Origin of the sequence: Azomonas macrocytogenes (assembly GCF_014191985.1) — a bacterium.
GTDB lineage: Bacteria > Pseudomonadota > Gammaproteobacteria > Pseudomonadales > Pseudomonadaceae > Azomonas > Azomonas macrocytogenes.
Map to the genome: position 1 here is coordinate 446,600 of NZ_JACHXI010000001.1, position 16,045 is coordinate 462,644.

A 16,045-nucleotide genomic window follows, 5' to 3' on the forward strand; every position below is an offset into this window, starting at 1 on the left:
AGGCGCTTCCTATCAGGAGATTTTGTTGTTGTCTGTTGTACTGGCACCGGCAAGCGGCCGAGCCTCCACCCGCTCCGCCAATCTGGCCAACTGTGCAGCATCGGGAATGCCGAAAGCGAGCTGCCCCACGGACTGGGCAGCAACCGCCGTGGCCAGACGCAAGGTACGCTCGGCGGGCCAGCCCTGCAGTAAACCATGCAGCATGCCAGCCAGCAGGGAGTCGCCCGCCCCTACCGTGCTGACCACCTCGACCGGCGGCGGACGAGCCTGCCAGTGCGCATCGGGAGCAAACCAGCAGAGCCCTTCAGCACCCTGGGAGACCACCAGATGCGCGATCCCCATGGCCTGCAGGCACTGCGCCTGCACCGCCAGTTGCGCTGGTGAGGCGAGCGGCACCGCACAGGCTTCGGCCAGCTCAGCAAGGTTCGGCTTGACCAGCCAGGGTGCTACCTGCAACCCCGCATGCAAGGCTGCACCACTGGTATCCAATACCAGCGGTGCATCTTGCTGCTTGAGCTGCGTCAATAGCTCGACGAACCAATCGAGGGTCACCCCTCGGGGCAGGCTGCCAGCCACCACCACGGCCTCCTGTCCCGCGACGAGTTGCGGTATTTTCGCCAGCAGCATGTCCAGTGCCGCTGACGAAACATCGAGCCCTGGCCCGTTGATGTCAGTGACCCGCCCATCGCTTTCGGCCAACTTGAAGTTGCTGCGCGTCTGACCCGGAACGCGCACGAACGCATCGTGGAAACCGCGCGCGGCAAACAATGTTTCGAAGTCTTGCGGATTATCCGCCCCGAGAAAGCCGGTCACGCTCAACTCGTGACCGAGATCGGCCAATACCTGGGCGACGTTCAACCCCTTGCCGGCAGCCTGCACGTACAGCGCTTCACCGCGATTGACCTCGCCGGGGCACAGCACAGGCAAGCGCACGGTCAGATCCAGCGCCGGGTTGAGGGTGATCGTCAGAATCCTTGCCATCAGCAGTGTTCCATTACCAGGGCCCGTACCGCCTGGGCGCCGGGCAGCACCAACGCCCGGCGAGCCAGATGCCGGCAGTCTTCGAAAGCCAATTCGCGTACGCGTGCCTTGATCAGGGCAATGCTGCGCGCCGATACGCTCAACTCATCGACGCCCAACCCGACCAATAGCGGCACCGCCAGATTATCGGCAGCCAGTTCCCCACACACCCCGACCCATTTACCGCAAGCATGCGCGGCCGTTACCGTCATGTCGATCAATTGCAGTACGGCCGGATGCAGCCCATCGGCCTGGGCCGAGAGAGTAGGATGGCCTCGGTCGATGGCCAGGGTGTATTGGGTCAGATCATTGGTGCCGATACTGAAGAAGTCCACTTCCTGCGCCAGCACCGGCGCGATCAGGGCGGCCGAAGGGATCTCGATCATAATTCCGACTTGCAGATTCTTCGCCGGAATCGCTTCACGTAAACGGTCGACCCGGCTCTTGGCCGCATGCCACTCCTCGACGCCGCCGACCATGGGAAACATGATGCGCAACGGATAATCCGCGGCGGCGGCGAGCAACGCTCGCAACTGCGTATCGAGGATTTCCGGCCGTTGCAGGCTCAGGCGGATGCCACGTACGCCGAGAAAAGGATTTTCCTCGGCGGGCAACGGCCAATAGGGCAAGGGCTTGTCGCCACCGACATCAAGGGTACGAACCACCAGTGGACGACCGTCGAGTGCCGCCAGCACGCGGCTGTATTCGGCTTGCTGGGTCATTTGATCGGGCGCTTGGGAATGCCCCATGAATACCAGTTCGGTGCGCAGCAGACCGACAGCCTCTGCCCCCAGCGCCACGGCGGTGGCCGCTTCGTCGCTGCTACCGAGGTTAGCGGCTATCTCTACGGCATGCCCATCGCGGGTCACCGCCGGCTCCAGTCGCCGCGCATCGGCTTCATCCTGATGCCGCCGCCGCTGCTCGCAGGCGGCGCGAGCCTGGGCCAACCCGGCCTCATCGGGTGCGATCTGTAATTGACCCTGCTCGCCATCGAGCAGCAACAGGGTTCCACCCGCCAGCCCCAACACCGCCTCGCCGGCACCGACGACTGCCGGAATACCCAGCGCGCGGGCAATGATTGCACTGTGTGCGGTGGCCCCACCGCGCGCGGTCAGGATGCCAGCGACACGTTCACGATCGAGCGTAGCAACATCCGAAGGCGCCACTTCGTCCATCACCAGAATGTAAGGCTCGTCCGGTTCCGCTTCGGCTTCGCAGCCCAGCAGCGCAGCCAGTACCCGGCGGCCGATGTCACGCAGATCGGCGGCTCGCTCGGCAAGCAGCACATCATCAAGCGCTTCCTGCTGGCGTGCCGCAGCGTCGATCTCGTCCACCCAGGCCGCTTCGGCGCTGAAACCCTGCTCCAGTCGGCCGACGATTTCCTCGCGCAAGGCCGGGTCGCGCAGCAAGGCCTGGTGGGTGGTGAAAATATTGCGAATGCTGGGTACATGAGTCTTTTCCAGCAACGCACCAATATCCGCCACGACCTGTTCCAGCGCCACGCCCAAACGCTGCAGCTCCACTTGGGGGGATTCGCCACGCTGCGGGTATTCCAACGCCCGATGGGTGCGTATCAGTGCCGGGCCGATAGCGATTCCGGGCGAGGCGGCAACTCCCTGCACGCGCTCGCCAATAGGCAACGGTAGCGGCGGCGGGGCTTGGTCAAGCAGTCGGTCAGGAATTTCGGGCGACGGTTCCGGCGCAGCCGGCAGCGGCTCGACCGCTTCGCCCAGCCCCGTCGCCACGACCTCGATCAGCGCCGGCAAGGCGTCGTTGGCGATATCCGGTTCGGCCAGAAACTCCAATACCTGCCCCCGCCGCGCCCCAAGGGCAAGCAGCTTGGTCATACTCTTGACGGAAACCGCAGCGCAACCGCTATCGGCCAGACGCACACGGATCTCGCCGGCGAAGCATTGAGCCAGTTCGGCCAGGATCTGGGCCGGCCGTGCATGCAGGCCATGCGCATTGACCAGGGCGACCCGGGCCTGTGGCCAATCTGCCGCCACCTCACCGCCCAAGGCCCGAAGTACGGTGTAGCTGGAACTGGCCTTGCCGAGCTCCGCTCCACGGCCAGCAATAAGCAGATCGCACAAGCGCTGAAGCAAGGCCTGGCTGGCTTCCCCCTGGCTGGCCAGACAAAACAGGCCGGTCACCGGCTGCCCTTGCAACGCTAGCGGTCTGGCTGGCGTAACGAAAGACAATCCCGGTCGCAGCACGGCCTGCGCGCTGCTCAGCCACCACAACCCTTGTCCCAATGGCAAGGCCTGCACCAATGGCAGGCCGCTGGCGAAACCGGGGCTCACACAGGCGGTACGCTTGAGCAACCGAACAGCGTGCCAGAGCAGTTCTTCCACATCGTCGGCCGCGACACCGAGCGTCACCAGTCGGTCGTCCAGCATCAGTGCCGGCGTCCCTCCCTTGAGCAGCTCCAGAATGCTCTCGGCAGTGGTGACCTCTTGCAGCGCCAGACTCAGATCATCCTCGCCCAGGGCTCGCGTCAGTAGCTGCAGAACCTGCAAGTGCTCGTCGGAACGTGCCGCAATGCCAATGGCCAGATAGACCCGCTGCCCATCCCCCCAGTCGACCCCCTCGGGAAAATGCAGCAGACGAATGCCGGTACTCCGCACCTGATCGCGCGTCTGCGGAGTGCCATGGGGAATCGCAATACCCTGACCAAGATAAGTCGAGCCCTGCGCTTCACGCGCCATCAGCCCGGCGAGATAACCGTCGCGCACCAGGCCGTCGGCAACCAGCGTTCGGGCCAGTTTTTCCAGTGCGGCGGCCTTGTCGGCGGCGGTCTGGTGCATGCGGACGCACTGCACCGTCAATTCGAACATGCAATTCTCCTTTTTCTTGTTCTACAAGACAGATCCGGGATCCGTCGGTCAAGCGATCATTACTACAGTCCTGCCAGCTGAAACGTTTCATCTACAATGGAAGATAACGCGATCTTGCATAATTCTAGTGCCTCGACAACGTTGACATGACGAAGCAATCGCACCGTCCGGCGGCGTACAATGCAAGGCAGCGCCGCCATCAGGACTGTGGCGCACCGGAGGTACGCCAAAGGCAAGCGCGAGCCGCCATAGCTAAGCTGTTGCAATATCCAGACCCCTTGTACACATCGATCCGACATAGGACAAATCATTGAAACTGACCGACATCGCTCGTCTTGCCGGAGTTTCCATCACCACGGCCAGCTATGTAGTCAATGGACAGGCTGCCCAGCGGCGAATCAGCCAGGCTACGGTGGAGCGGGTAATGGCCGTGGTCAGCCAGCAAGGTTACCAGCCCGATCAGCAGGCTGCCGGCCTGCGCCGCGGCCACAGCCGGACACTGGGCTTCATCCTGCCGGATCTGGAAAACCCCAGTTACGCACGCCTGGCCAAGCTGCTCGAACAACTCGCCCGCCAGCGCGGCTATCAATTGCTGATCGCCAGCTCGGAAGACGATCCGGATGCCGAGCGCCAGGTGCTGCGCACGCTGCGCTCGCGCCGCTGCGATGCGCTGATCGTCGCCAGCAACCTGCCGCCGGACGACCGTTGCTATCGGGAATTGCAAGAGTCGGGCGTACCGGTGATAGCGGTCGACCGAGCACTGGACCCCGGGCACTTCTGCTCGGTCGTCAGTGCCGACCAACAGGCCAGCGAGCGCCTCACCAGCTCGTTGCTGACCCCATCGCTACAGCATGCCGCCCTGATTGGCGCACACCCCAAGCTATTGATCAGCCAGGAACGGGAACAAGGCTTTCGCGCGGCGCTGCGAGGCCATACCGGACGCATCAGCGTGCGCCAGGCAACCCAATTCAGCCGCGCCTGCGGCCGCACGGAAATGCTCGCGCTGCTCGACGAAGGCCTGCCCGATCTGTTGGTTACCACTGCCTATGTACTGCTTGAAGGGGTTTTCGATGCATTGCGCGAGCGCGACCTGCTCTGGCCGGATAACCTGCGGCTGGCCACCTTCGGCGATTCGCAACTGCTGGACTTTCTGCCGGTTCCGGTCAACGCCTCGACCCAGCAACACGCACGCATCGCCGAGCAGCTGCTTGTCTGGGCACTGGACGCCATCGAGAAAAATGAGTACCACCCCGGAATCCACGCCATCGAGCGTGTCCTGAAGATTCGCCGGCAAGATACCGCGCTGCACTCAAACGCTCCGGCGGCATGAATATCCTGCTGCCATAGATACCCCGCCACTCTTGCAGAGGTTCGCAGACTGGCGGAAGCTGGCATTTTGCAAGCGAGTTCTTTCTGCATGAATCCCGACGCAATCCTCCGGCGCCTGCATGCCATCCGCGACCGCAACGACTGGCAACGCTTCCACAGCCCCAAGAACCTGGCCATGGCTGCCAGCGTAGAAATGGCCGAGCTGGTGGAAATCTTCCAGTGGTTGGATGAGGACGAATCCCGCCATTTATCCCCGGAAAAACATGCCCATGCCGGCCAGGAAGTCGCGGACATACTCATGTACCTGATGCTGCTCTGTGCCGAGCTCGGCATCGATATGGAACAGGCCCTGCTCGCCAAGCTGGCCGATAACGAACGGCGCTTCGCCCAATGAATGACCGGCATTTCGACGAGCTGGCCACGCGCTTTGCGGAAAAAATCTATGGCGGCGCAAAAGGCGCGATTCGCCTGGCAGTATTGCAGGCCGATCTGGAGGAAATCCTGCCGCAGCATCCGCTGCGTATCCTAGACATAGGCGCCGGGCTTGGCCATATCGGCCTGTGGCTGGCACAACGGGGCCATGCCGTGACGCTCGCCGAACCCGCTGCGCCGATGCTCGAAGGCGCCCGCGTGCGCTTCGCCGAAGCGGGGCAAGCCGCTACCTTCATCCAGGCTCCCTGGCAGGAACTGGAAACACAGGTCGAGGGCCCTTTCGATCTGGTCGTCTGCCATGCCGTTCTGGAATGGCTGGCCGAACCCCAGGCGATCCTGCCGACCCTGCACCGACTGACGGAAAAGGCAGGTTGGCTGTCGTTGGCTTTCTACAACCGTGATGCTCTGATCTACCGCAACCTGCTCAAGGGGCATTTCAAAAAACTGCGCAGTGGCCAGTTCGCGGGTGAACGCCAGAGCCTGACACCCCAGCGGCCGCTGGATCCTCGCGAACTGGGCGTGCAACTCGCCGCCAACTGGCAAGTCATCCGTAGTAGTGGAGTTCGCGTATTTCACGACTACATGCCAAGCGAATTTCAGACCCGTACCGAGCTGGACGAACTGCTGGAAATGGAATTGGCCTACCGCCGCCATCCGGCCTTTGCCGGACTCGGTCGTTACCTGCACTGGCTGTGCCGGCCGCAAGCTCATAATTGACGGCCCTACCTAGTTGTTCGACCGGGAGACAGAGATGAAAAGGCGTCTCGCGTTATTTGCGGCCCTGCTGTTGATTGCCGCTTGCCAAAGCGATCGGGTGGATCGCGATTTCGATCCGGTCCGAGACTATTCCGTCTATCGGACCTGGAGCTGGAAAGAACCCGGCGTGCAGTATCGACCTGATGATCCGCGCGTCAGCAGCGATCTGATCGAGCAGCGCATCCGCCAGGCCATAGGCGATGAGCTGGAACAGCGCGGGCTACGCCAGGCCAGCAAGGGTACAGCCGGCAACCTGCAGGTACAGGCCTGGTACATCGTGGAAAAGCGCCAGCAGCAGATCACGACCAACTATGGCGGTGGTTGGTGGGGCTATCCCTGGGGAGGTTACTGGGGCGGTGGGCCTGGCTACAATGAGTCGCGCACGCAGGAGTACCGGATCGGCATCGTGCAGATCGACCTCTACGATGGCCGGGATAGCAAGCTGGTCTGGCGTGGCAGTAGCGAGCATGATCTATCAGATGGATTGTCCAGCCCGGGCGAGCGTACTACAGCCATGTACAAGACCATCTACGATATCCTGTCGCACTACCCACCCTACTGATTTACCGGAATGATTGGCGAAAGCGACGGATGGTGAGTCAGCCAAGCCAACTGCTAGACTGACGAACCGAACAACGTGGAGGAATATCATGGACTGCCTGTTCTGCAAGATAGTGGCCGGCGAAATCCCGGCACGCAAGATCTATGAAGACGATCAGGTGCTTGCCTTCCATGACATCGCGCCCCAGGCTCCGGCACACTTTCTGGTCATTCCCAAAAAACACATCGCCACTCTGCACGACCTGAGCGAAGAAGACGACAAGCCCTTGGTGGGGCACATCCTGTTCGTCGCCCAACGCCTAGCCGAGGAGTTGGGCTGCCAGGCCGGCTTCCGGGTCGTGATGAACTGCAACGAACTGGGTGGGCAAACGGTCCACCACATACACCTGCACGTACTGGGGCAGCGGCAGATGCACTGGCCGCCGGGCTGATGTTGTCCGACCAAATACTGCAGACCCCAGATCAACCGGCGGCACCAAGACCCGCCACTCAACCGGAGGCACCATGTCGAGCCAGAACCGACGCCATTACTCGCCCGCCGATCGCCTATTGATGCAGGCCGATGCGGCCTTGCGCACGTTGCTACCGTTCAGCGGGCATCCGGGTCGCCCTTCCCCTGCCGTGACCAAGAACGATGCCAGCCTCAACGACAAGGAAGCCCGCCACGTGGCCGGCCTGATGCGCATCAACCATACCGGCGAAGTCTGTGCCCAGGCGCTCTACCAGGGTCAATCGCTGACCGCCCGCCTGCCACAAGTACGCGAGCGCATGGAAAAGGCTGCCGAGGAAGAAATCGATCACCTGGCATGGTGCGAGCAGCGCCTCCACCAGCTCGACAGTCACACCAGTGTGCTGAATCCGCTGTTCTATGGCCTGTCCTTCGGCATCGGCGCCACCGCTGGCATGATCAGCGACCGCCTAAGCCTGGGCTTTGTCGCTGCCACCGAAGACCAGGTCTGCAAGCACCTGGACGACCACCTTACCCAGCTTCCGCTCACCGACGAGAAATCCCGCGCGATCCTCGAACAAATGCGTCTGGACGAAGCTCGTCATTCGGCCATGGCTCTGAATGCCGGCGGCATGCGCTTCCCCTTGCCCGTCAAGTTCGGCATGAGCCTGCTGTCGAAAGTCATGACCAAGACGACTTACAGGATCTAAGCGGCAGGCGGCAGGCGAAGGATTGAACGGGTACCCACCCTGTCAGGCTCTTCTTGCTTTTACCTGTAGCCTGCCGCCGTTATGACCCTCAGTGCGACATGTTGCGCGCGTAGAAGATTTCCAGCATTTCATGGCGCAGGCGCTCTTCCACCTGCTTGCGCTGCTCACTGGAAAGATTGCTGGTGGCATCGCCGAACAGGTAGTTTTCCAGCTCGAACTCCTTGAGCAACATCTTGGTGTGGAAAAGGTTTTCCTGGTACACGTTCACGTCGGTCATCTGATAGGCCGCACGGGTATCTTCGGACAGATACTTCTGAATCGAATTGATTTCGTGATCGATGAAGTGCTTGCGCCCCTCCACGTCACGAGTGAAACCGCGCACGCGGTAGTCTACGGTGACGATGTCAGAATCGAACTGGTGGATCAGGTAATTCAAGGCCTTCAACGGTGAAATCACCCCACAGGTGGAAACATCGATATCCACACGAAAGGTGGCGATGCCGTCCACCGGATGGATTTCCGGGTAGGTGTGAACCGTGATATGGCTCTTGTCCAGGTGAGCCAGAATCGTATCCCGCAATGGGCCAGGCGATTCCTCGATCTGGCTGTCGGTCGGCGTGACCGGTTGCTCGGAAATGAGGATGGTCACACTCGCCCCCTGCGGATCGTAATCCTGGCGGGCGATGTTGAGGATATTGGCACCAATGATGTCAACCACATCAGTCAGAATCTGCGTCAGGCGCTCGGCATCGTACTCCTGATCGATATACTGGACGTAGGCCTGCTGATCTTCCGGCGTTTCCGCATAGCAGATGTCATAGATGTTGAAGCTCAGGGTCTTGGTCAGGTTGTTGAACCCATGGAGCTTGAGTTTGCTTTTCACCATTGGAAACTCTCTTCAAGGCGGCTCTGCCGCACGGTTGAGCCTGCCCGTCAGCCACTAAACGGCTGCGTAGGGCGTTGGACACCTCTTCGCATTGGCGATTATGGATGTATGTGCTTTAAAACATGATGACCGGCGAACGGGGGGGGCGAATTATGCAGACCGATGCCATTCCATGCCAGTACTGAGGGACAGGAGTATGCGAATCGATCACGACCTGCCCCATGCCCCATCAGGCCTGGCCCGGATCGACTATTTCATAATCATGCGTGATCTCGACCCCGGCTCGGCCCAGCATGATCGATGCCGAGCAGTATTTCTCCGCCGACAGCTCGACAGCCCGCTTGACCTGCGGCTCCTTGAGGCCGCGTCCCTTGATAACGAAGTGCAGATGAATGCGAGTGAAAACCTTGGGGTCTTCGGCGGCTCGCTCGGCTTCAAGAAAGGCTTCACACCCCTCAACCGGCTGGCGGGATTTTTTCAGAATGCTGACCACATCGAAGCTGCTGCAGCCACCCAGACCGATCAATAGCATTTCCATGGGCCGCACGCCCAGATTCCGCCCCCCTGCCTCGGGAGGTCCATCCATGACAACTGCATGACCACTGCCCGACTCCCCCAGAAACATGGCCTCGCCAGCCCATTGAATACGCGCCTTCATCTATTAGCAACCTCGTATATATGATCAGGAATATATTGCGCTTGCGCCGATGTTATCCCCGCCTGGCTGAAGACAATTCATCGGCTTTAATCCGTTCGTTTCTGGTTGGGAATTGAAATCCTCTGTTAAGCTCGACCAGAGCAGTACGGATAAACCTTATGAATTGGATTCATTTTGCATGGTAGCTATCGCCTCTACACCTAAAATCAAGAATATCGACAAGTTTATAGCGCATTGCCATCGTCGCCGTTATTCCGCCAAAAGCACCATCATTTATGCAGGTGATCGCAGCGAAACGTTGTTTTTTATCATCAAAGGCTCGGTCACCATTCTTATCGAAGACGATGACGGGCGGGAAATAATCATTGCCTACCTCAACGCCGGTGACTTCTTCGGTGAGATGGGCTTGTTCGACATGGACGAGAACAGCCAGGAACGCAGCGCCTGGGTCAGGGCCAAGACCGAGTGCGAAGTGGCTGAACTAGGCTACGCCAAAGTCCGCGAACTGACCCAGCACGAGCCGGACATTCTCTACGCGATCGGTCGCCAGATGGCCGAACGGTTGCGCAATACTACCCGCAAGGTTGGTGACCTGGCCTTTCTGGATGTTACCGGGCGCGTTGCCCGCACCCTGCTGGAACTCTGCAAGCAACCCGATGCCATGACCCATCCCGACGGCATGCAGATCAAGGTCACTCGTCAGGAAATCGGCCGCATCGTCGGCTGCTCGCGGGAAATGGTCGGTCGCGTCCTGAAAAACCTCGAAGAACAGGGGCTGGTCAGCGTAAAAGGTAAGACGATGGTGGTCTTCGGTACTCGCTAGACCACAGCCGGCAACCCCATCATTTTCGGTCAGGGAAGAACAGGCGTTGCAGTTCCACGCCTGGCTGATCTGCCCGCATGAAAGCCTCTCCAACCAGGAAGGCATGCACATCGCTGATCTCCAGCAGATCAATGTCCGCCCGGTTCGAAATCCCGCTTTCGGTCACCACGATGCGATCCTGCGGGACCTGTGGCAGCAGATCCAGCGTGTTCTCGATGCGAACCTCGAAGGTATGCAGGTTACGGTTATTAATACCGATCAACAGCGTATCCAGGGACAATGCTCGTTGCAGTTCGGCTTCATCATGCACTTCGACCAGCACATCCAGATTCTGCGCCTTGGCAACAGCAGCCAGTTCAGCCATTTGCGCATCGTCCAGCACACTGGCAATCAACAAAACGCAGTCCGCTCCGAGTACTCGCGACTCGACTATCTGATAGGGATCGATCATGAAGTCCTTGCGCAGCAAAGGTAGCGGGCAGGCAGCGCGTACTTCCTGCAGATAGGTATCGGAACCCTGGAAAAAATCCACATCGGTCAACACCGATAGGCAGGTCGCACCACCGGCTTCATAGCTTTTGGCGATTTCGGCCGGGATGAAACTCTCGCGCAGCACACCTTTGCTTGGTGAAGCCTTCTTTAATTCGGCGATCACTGCCGGCTGTTTGTTCTGGACCTTGTTTCTGATGGCTTCGGCAAAGCCTCGGGCAGGCTCGCTCAATGCGGCAACTCGCTCGAGCTCGCTCAGGCTGGCGCAGGATTTACGCTCGGCGACTTCCTGGGCCTTGCGGAGAAGAATGTTCTCCAGGATGGTGGGGATGCTCATTCTTGCTTCTCCTGCTTGAACACAGCGGTAAAGGCGACCAATTCCTCGAGCTTCTCGAGAGCAAGGCCAGTGTGCAAGGCATCATGGGCCAGCGCCACGCCCTGCTCCAGATTCTGGACCAGATCCCCGGCATACAGCGCAGCGCCAGTATTGAGGATGATCATATCGGCGGCTTTCTGCCCGTTTTCGGTTTTACGCTTGCCAAGTGCATCGCGAATCAACGCCAGCGAGGATTTGGCATCCTCTACCGTAAGCCCCGCCAGATTTTGACTTTCGATGCCGAACTGCTCCGGTTCGATAACGTATTCGATAATAGACCCGCCGTTTAGCTCGGCGACATGGGTCGGCGCCGCCAGGCTTATTTCATCCAGTCCATCCCAGGCATGTACCACCAGCACGTGCTTGCTGCCCAGGCGGGAAAGCACTTCGGCCAGTGGTCGGCACAACTCCTTGGCGAATACGCCGACAACCTGGTGGCGGACGCTGGCAGGATTGGCCATGGGGCCCACTATATTGAAGAGCGTACGCAAGCCCAACTCACGGCGCGGACCACTGACATGCTTCATCGCCCCATGATGTGCCGGAGCGAACATGAAACCCACCCCCACGGTATCCACGCAGCGTGCCACCTGCTCCGGCGTCAAATCCAGATAGACGCCGGCCGCCTCGAGCACATCAGCGCTACCGCTACTGCCGGAAACCGCACGATTGCCATGCTTGGCCACCTTGCCGCCGGCCGCGGCGACGACGAAAGCGCAAGCGGTGGATACATTGAAGATATTCATCCCGTCGCCACCGGTACCACAGGTATCCAGCAGGTTTTCCGTCTCGAAATGGACCGGCTCGGCCAACTCACGCATGACCTCCACGGCGCCGACGATTTCGTCAATAGTCTCGCCCTTCATGCGCAGCCCCATGAGAAAGGCACCGATCTGCGCATCGCTGCATTGACCAGTCATGATCTGGCGTATGACGATTTTCATTTCTTCGGTGGAAAGATCACTTCGCTCCACCACTCGCCTAAGCGCGCTCTTCATATCCATCAGCGAAGGCCTCCGGTCTGCCTGAGGAAGTTGGCGAACAGCTCATGCCCCTGCTCGGTCAGGATGGACTCAGGGTGGAACTGGACGCCTTCTATATTCAATTCCCTATGCCGCAACCCCATGATTTCATCCACAGCACCGTCATCGAGCTGGGTCCAGGCAGTAATCTCCAGGCATTCCGGCAAGGTTTCGTGCCTGACTACCAAGGAATGGTAACGCGTTACCGTCAACGGCTTGTTCAAACCGGTAAAAACGCCCAGGTCGGCATGAAAGACCGGGCTGGTCTTGCCATGCATGGCCTGCCGGGCACGTACTACCTCGCCGCCAAATGCCTGGCCGATACTCTGATGGCCGAGGCAGACGCCGAGAATCGGCAGCTTGCCGGCAAAATGCCGGATCGCTTCCAGCGATATCCCGGCCTCGCTGGGAGTACAAGGGCCAGGCGAAACCACGATGCGTTCGGGCTGCAGCGCCTCGATTCCGGCAATCGTCAGCTCGTCGTTGCGCACCACCTTGACCTCGGCACCCAGCTCGCTCAGGTACTGCACGACGTTGTAGGTGAAAGAGTCATAGTTATCGATCATCAGCAGCATGGCTCTCTCTCCCTTATTCGCCGCGGTATTCTGCCAGGGCCACTGCGCGGAACATGGCGCGGCGCTTGTTCAGGGTTTCTTCCCACTCCAGCGCCGGCTGGGAATCAGCGACGATGCCGCCGCCGGCCTGTACATGCAGTTCGCCGTCCTTGATCACCGCGGTGCGGATGGCGATGGCGGTGTCCATGTTGCCGTTCCAGGCCAGATAGCCGACGGCGCCACCATAGATGCCGCGCTTGACCGGTTCCAGCTCGTCGATGATTTGCATGGCACGGATCTTCGGCGCGCCGGACAGGGTGCCGGCCGGCAGGATCGAGCGCAGTGCATCCATCGCGCTCAAGCCAGCCTTCAGGCGCCCGATGACGTTAGAGACGATGTGCATCACATTGGAATAGCGCTCGATCACCATTTTTTCAGTGACCTTCACCGAACCCGTCTCGCTGACCCGGCCGACATCGTTGCGCCCGAGATCGATCAGCATCAGGTGTTCAGCGATCTCCTTGGCATCGGACAATAGGTCCTGCTCCAAGGCGCTATCAGCCTCCTCACTGGCGCCACGCGGACGGGTGCCGGCGATGGGGCGCACGGTGACCAGGCCCTCCTCGACGCGTACCAGCACTTCCGGCGAACTGCCCACCACGTGGAAGTCGCCGAAATTGAAGAAGTACATGTAGGGTGTCGGGTTGAAACAACGCAAGGCGCGATACAAGTCGATCGGCGCGGCCTGGAAGTCGATGCTCATACGCTGCGACGGCACTACTTGCATACAGTCGCCGGCCAGGATGTATTCCTTGATCCGCCCCACTGCGCGTTCGTAGTCCTCACGGGTGAAACTGGCGCGGAATACCGGTTCATGCTCGGGCAGCGCCCCGATTTCCAGCCCCGGACGCGGAACAGTGGGCAAGCGCAACCTTTCACGCAACTCGCGCAGACGTTGCTGACCCTGTTCGTAGGCATCCGCCTCGGCCGGATCGACCAGCAGAATGCAGTGCAGCTTGCCGGCCAGATTATCGAATACCACCACGGCATCCGACACCATCAGCAGGATATCCGGCGTGCCCAACGGATCAGGATTCGGGCAATGCGCCAGCTTGCTTTCCACATAGCGCACCGAATCGTAACCGAAATAGCCGACCAGCCCACCGTTGAAACGCGGCAATCCAGCGACAGGAGCGACTCGGTAACGCGCCTTGAAGGCCTCGACAAATGTCAGTGGGTCCTCAACCTCGGTGTTTTCCGTCTCGATGCCATCGACGGTCACGCGGACCTGCTGCTCATAAATACGCAGCACAGTACGGCACGGCAAGCCGATAATGGAATAACGCCCCCATTTTTCCCCGCCCTGCACGGATTCCAGCAGATAGGAATTGGGCGCGTCGGCCAGTTTCAGATACAGCGAAAGCGGCGTATCGAAATCAGCCAGGACTTCGAAGGAGAGCGGGATGCGATTGTGGCCTTCGGCGGCCAAGCGCAAGAATTCGTCGCGGGTCATGATCAGCTCGTGGCGGAAGCAGAAAAAAAATTCGGTGCATGCAAACGTGCCGGGCAGTGCCGACCGGTACGATTCAGGCGCGCCAGCGCCAACGTGCCAGAGCCCTGATGGAAGTCATCCAGGTTTCTGTGTACCTAGGTTTACAGGTAACCGCCACGTGTCTGATCTCGCAGGGTAAAATGAAAGAGTCTGTCACACTAACGCAGCAGGGCTGACGAATCAACCGGCCAAGAGTTGGCGGAGGTCGTCCAGCACCAGATCTGGACATTCTTCGGCGATCGGTTGCCCGTGATTGTAACCGTAGGTCAGCGCCACGCAGCGGACACCGGCGGCGCGGGCTGCACGCACATCGTTACGGGAGTCACCGACGAACAATGACTCGCTCACATCAATACCAGCCTGCGCCATTACATACAGCAGACCAGCCGGATCAGGCTTTTGCTGCGGCAATGTATCGCCACCGACGATCCAGTCGAAGAAACCGCCCAGACCTTTTTCCTGCAACAACGGAGCCACGAACTGTTCAGGCTTGTTGGTGATGACTGCCAGCTTGATATCCTGCGCTTTCATCCAGTCCAATACCGGTAGCACGCCGGAATAGACGCAGGTCAAGGCATGCCCGCCGCCATAGGCAGCCATGAACAGGCGCAACGCATTATCGGCCTCGGCCTGAGCGATTGCACTGTGCTCCAACTGCCCGGCCAAAGCCCGACGCACCAGCACCGGTGCGCCGTTGCCGACCCAGTCGCGCACGCGCTGCACACCAGCCGGCTCACGCCCCAATTGCTGGAGCATCTTATCCACGGCGGCAGCCAGGTCGGGCACCGAATCCATCAGAGTGCCATCCAGATCGAACATGACCAGGCGCGGCAGGCGGCCATCGAACAAACGCTGCAGGGGATTCATTTATTCACCTGAGCCAACTCGGCGCGCATGGCGTCGATGACTGCCTGGTAGTCGGGTTGGCTGAAGATCGCCGAGCCAGCGACAAAGGTATCAGCACCGGCTTCGGCGATCTGGCGGATATTCTTCACGTTTACGCCGCCATCGATTTCCAGGCGGATATCGCGACCGCCAGCCTCGATCAATGCTCGCGCTTCGCGCAGCTTGTCGAGCGTGCCTGGAATGAAGGATTGCCCACCGAAGCCAGGGTTGACGCTCATCAGCAGGATCATGTCGAGCTTGTCCATCACGTACTTCAGGCAGTCCAGCGGTGTTGCCGGGTTGAATACCAGGCCGGCCTTGGCACCACCGGCCTTGATCAGTTGCAAGGAGCGGTCGATATGCTCGCTGGCCTCGGGATGAAAGGTGATATAGCTGGCACCGGCCTCGAGGAAATCGCCGATGATCCGGTCCACCGGCTTGACCATCAGATGCACATCGATCGGCGCCTCGATGCCGTACTTGCGCAGCGCCGTACAGACCATCGGGCCGATGGTCAGGTTGGGCACGTAGTGGTTGTCCATCACATCGAAGTGGACGATATCGGCACCGGCAGCGAGAACCTTGTCGACTTCCTCGCCCAGACGGGCAAAATCCGCGGACAGAATCGACGGAGCGATGGCGAACGACTGCATGACAAACCTCGGCCTGAAAAGAGTCGCCTAGTGTACCCGAGCCAACCTGTGCGC

Annotated in this window: 17 protein-coding genes; 7 read left to right on the plus strand and 10 right to left on the minus strand. The window is 60.1% G+C overall.

What is annotated here, in order from left to right:
* Positions 1-12: 12 nt before the first annotated feature.
* A complete protein-coding gene (gene pfkB, locus FHR87_RS02115; protein ID WP_183165022.1) occupies positions 13-981 on the minus strand; it encodes a 1-phosphofructokinase in 969 nt (322 codons plus the stop codon).
* Positions 981-3,857, minus strand: a complete 2,877-nt coding sequence (ptsP, locus tag FHR87_RS02120) for a phosphoenolpyruvate--protein phosphotransferase (RefSeq protein ID WP_183165023.1) — start codon at positions 3,855-3,857, stop codon at positions 981-983. The genes pfkB and ptsP overlap by 1 nt, the downstream gene beginning before the upstream one ends.
* A 310-nt stretch (positions 3,858-4,167) precedes the next feature.
* Between ptsP and cra the strand changes: the two genes are divergently transcribed.
* From cra to coq7, 6 genes are all read left to right on the plus strand, one after another.
* On the plus strand, positions 4,168-5,187 hold the full coding sequence (gene cra / locus FHR87_RS02125) for a catabolite repressor/activator (protein WP_183165024.1): 1,020 nt from the start codon (positions 4,168-4,170) through the stop codon (positions 5,185-5,187).
* An 87-nt stretch (positions 5,188-5,274) separates the two neighbouring features.
* Positions 5,275-5,580, plus strand: a complete 306-nt coding sequence (locus FHR87_RS02130) for a nucleotide pyrophosphohydrolase (protein ID WP_183165025.1) — start codon at positions 5,275-5,277, stop codon at positions 5,578-5,580.
* Positions 5,577-6,335 (plus strand): methyltransferase domain-containing protein, encoded by a 759-nt coding sequence (locus FHR87_RS02135; RefSeq protein WP_183165026.1) that lies wholly within the window; start codon positions 5,577-5,579, stop codon positions 6,333-6,335. The genes FHR87_RS02130 and FHR87_RS02135 overlap by 4 nt, the downstream gene beginning before the upstream one ends.
* Positions 6,336-6,369: 34 nt before the next feature.
* Entirely contained in the window at positions 6,370-6,936 is a 567-nt protein-coding gene (locus FHR87_RS02140; protein WP_183165027.1) for a DUF4136 domain-containing protein, read from the plus strand.
* 88 nt (positions 6,937-7,024) lie between these two features.
* Positions 7,025-7,366, plus strand: a complete 342-nt coding sequence (locus FHR87_RS02145; protein WP_183165028.1) for a histidine triad nucleotide-binding protein — start codon at positions 7,025-7,027, stop codon at positions 7,364-7,366.
* 73 nt (positions 7,367-7,439) lie between these two features.
* Positions 7,440-8,093, plus strand: a complete 654-nt coding sequence (coq7, locus tag FHR87_RS02150; protein ID WP_183165029.1) for a 2-polyprenyl-3-methyl-6-methoxy-1,4-benzoquinone monooxygenase — start codon at positions 7,440-7,442, stop codon at positions 8,091-8,093.
* An 88-nt stretch (positions 8,094-8,181) separates the two neighbouring features.
* On the opposite strand, the gene speD is transcribed toward coq7, so the two are convergent.
* On the minus strand, positions 8,182-8,976 hold the full coding sequence (speD, locus tag FHR87_RS02155; protein WP_183165146.1) for an adenosylmethionine decarboxylase: 795 nt from the start codon (positions 8,974-8,976) through the stop codon (positions 8,182-8,184).
* 232 nt (positions 8,977-9,208) lie between these two features.
* Positions 9,209-9,637, minus strand: coding sequence for an OsmC family protein (locus FHR87_RS02160; RefSeq protein ID WP_183165030.1), 429 nt, complete (start codon positions 9,635-9,637; stop codon positions 9,209-9,211).
* Between the two features lie 178 nt (positions 9,638-9,815).
* Between FHR87_RS02160 and crp the strand changes: the two genes are divergently transcribed.
* A complete protein-coding gene (gene crp / locus FHR87_RS02165; RefSeq protein WP_183165031.1) occupies positions 9,816-10,460 on the plus strand; it encodes a cAMP-activated global transcriptional regulator CRP in 645 nt (214 codons plus the stop codon).
* Between the two features lie 19 nt (positions 10,461-10,479).
* Here the strand turns inward: crp and trpC are convergent, their stop codons facing one another.
* From trpC to rpe, 6 genes are all read right to left on the minus strand, one after another.
* On the minus strand, positions 10,480-11,286 hold the full coding sequence (gene trpC / locus FHR87_RS02170) for an indole-3-glycerol phosphate synthase TrpC (protein WP_183165032.1): 807 nt from the start codon (positions 11,284-11,286) through the stop codon (positions 10,480-10,482).
* A complete protein-coding gene (gene trpD, locus FHR87_RS02175; RefSeq protein WP_183165033.1) occupies positions 11,283-12,329 on the minus strand; it encodes an anthranilate phosphoribosyltransferase in 1,047 nt (348 codons plus the stop codon). Before trpD ends, trpC begins: the two co-directional genes overlap by 4 nt.
* Positions 12,329-12,922: an aminodeoxychorismate/anthranilate synthase component II gene (locus tag FHR87_RS02180; protein WP_183165034.1), complete on the minus strand. Its 594-nt coding sequence runs from the start codon at positions 12,920-12,922 to the stop codon at positions 12,329-12,331. Before FHR87_RS02180 ends, trpD begins: the two co-directional genes overlap by 1 nt.
* Before the next feature lie 13 nt (positions 12,923-12,935).
* Positions 12,936-14,414, minus strand: a complete 1,479-nt coding sequence (gene trpE / locus FHR87_RS02185; protein WP_183165035.1) for an anthranilate synthase component I — start codon at positions 14,412-14,414, stop codon at positions 12,936-12,938.
* Between the two features lie 219 nt (positions 14,415-14,633).
* Positions 14,634-15,320 (minus strand): phosphoglycolate phosphatase, encoded by a 687-nt coding sequence (locus FHR87_RS02190; RefSeq protein WP_183165036.1) that lies wholly within the window; start codon positions 15,318-15,320, stop codon positions 14,634-14,636.
* Positions 15,317-15,991 (minus strand): ribulose-phosphate 3-epimerase, encoded by a 675-nt coding sequence (gene rpe / locus FHR87_RS02195; protein ID WP_183165037.1) that lies wholly within the window; start codon positions 15,989-15,991, stop codon positions 15,317-15,319. Before rpe ends, FHR87_RS02190 begins: the two co-directional genes overlap by 4 nt.
* Positions 15,992-16,045: the final 54 nt, after the last annotated feature.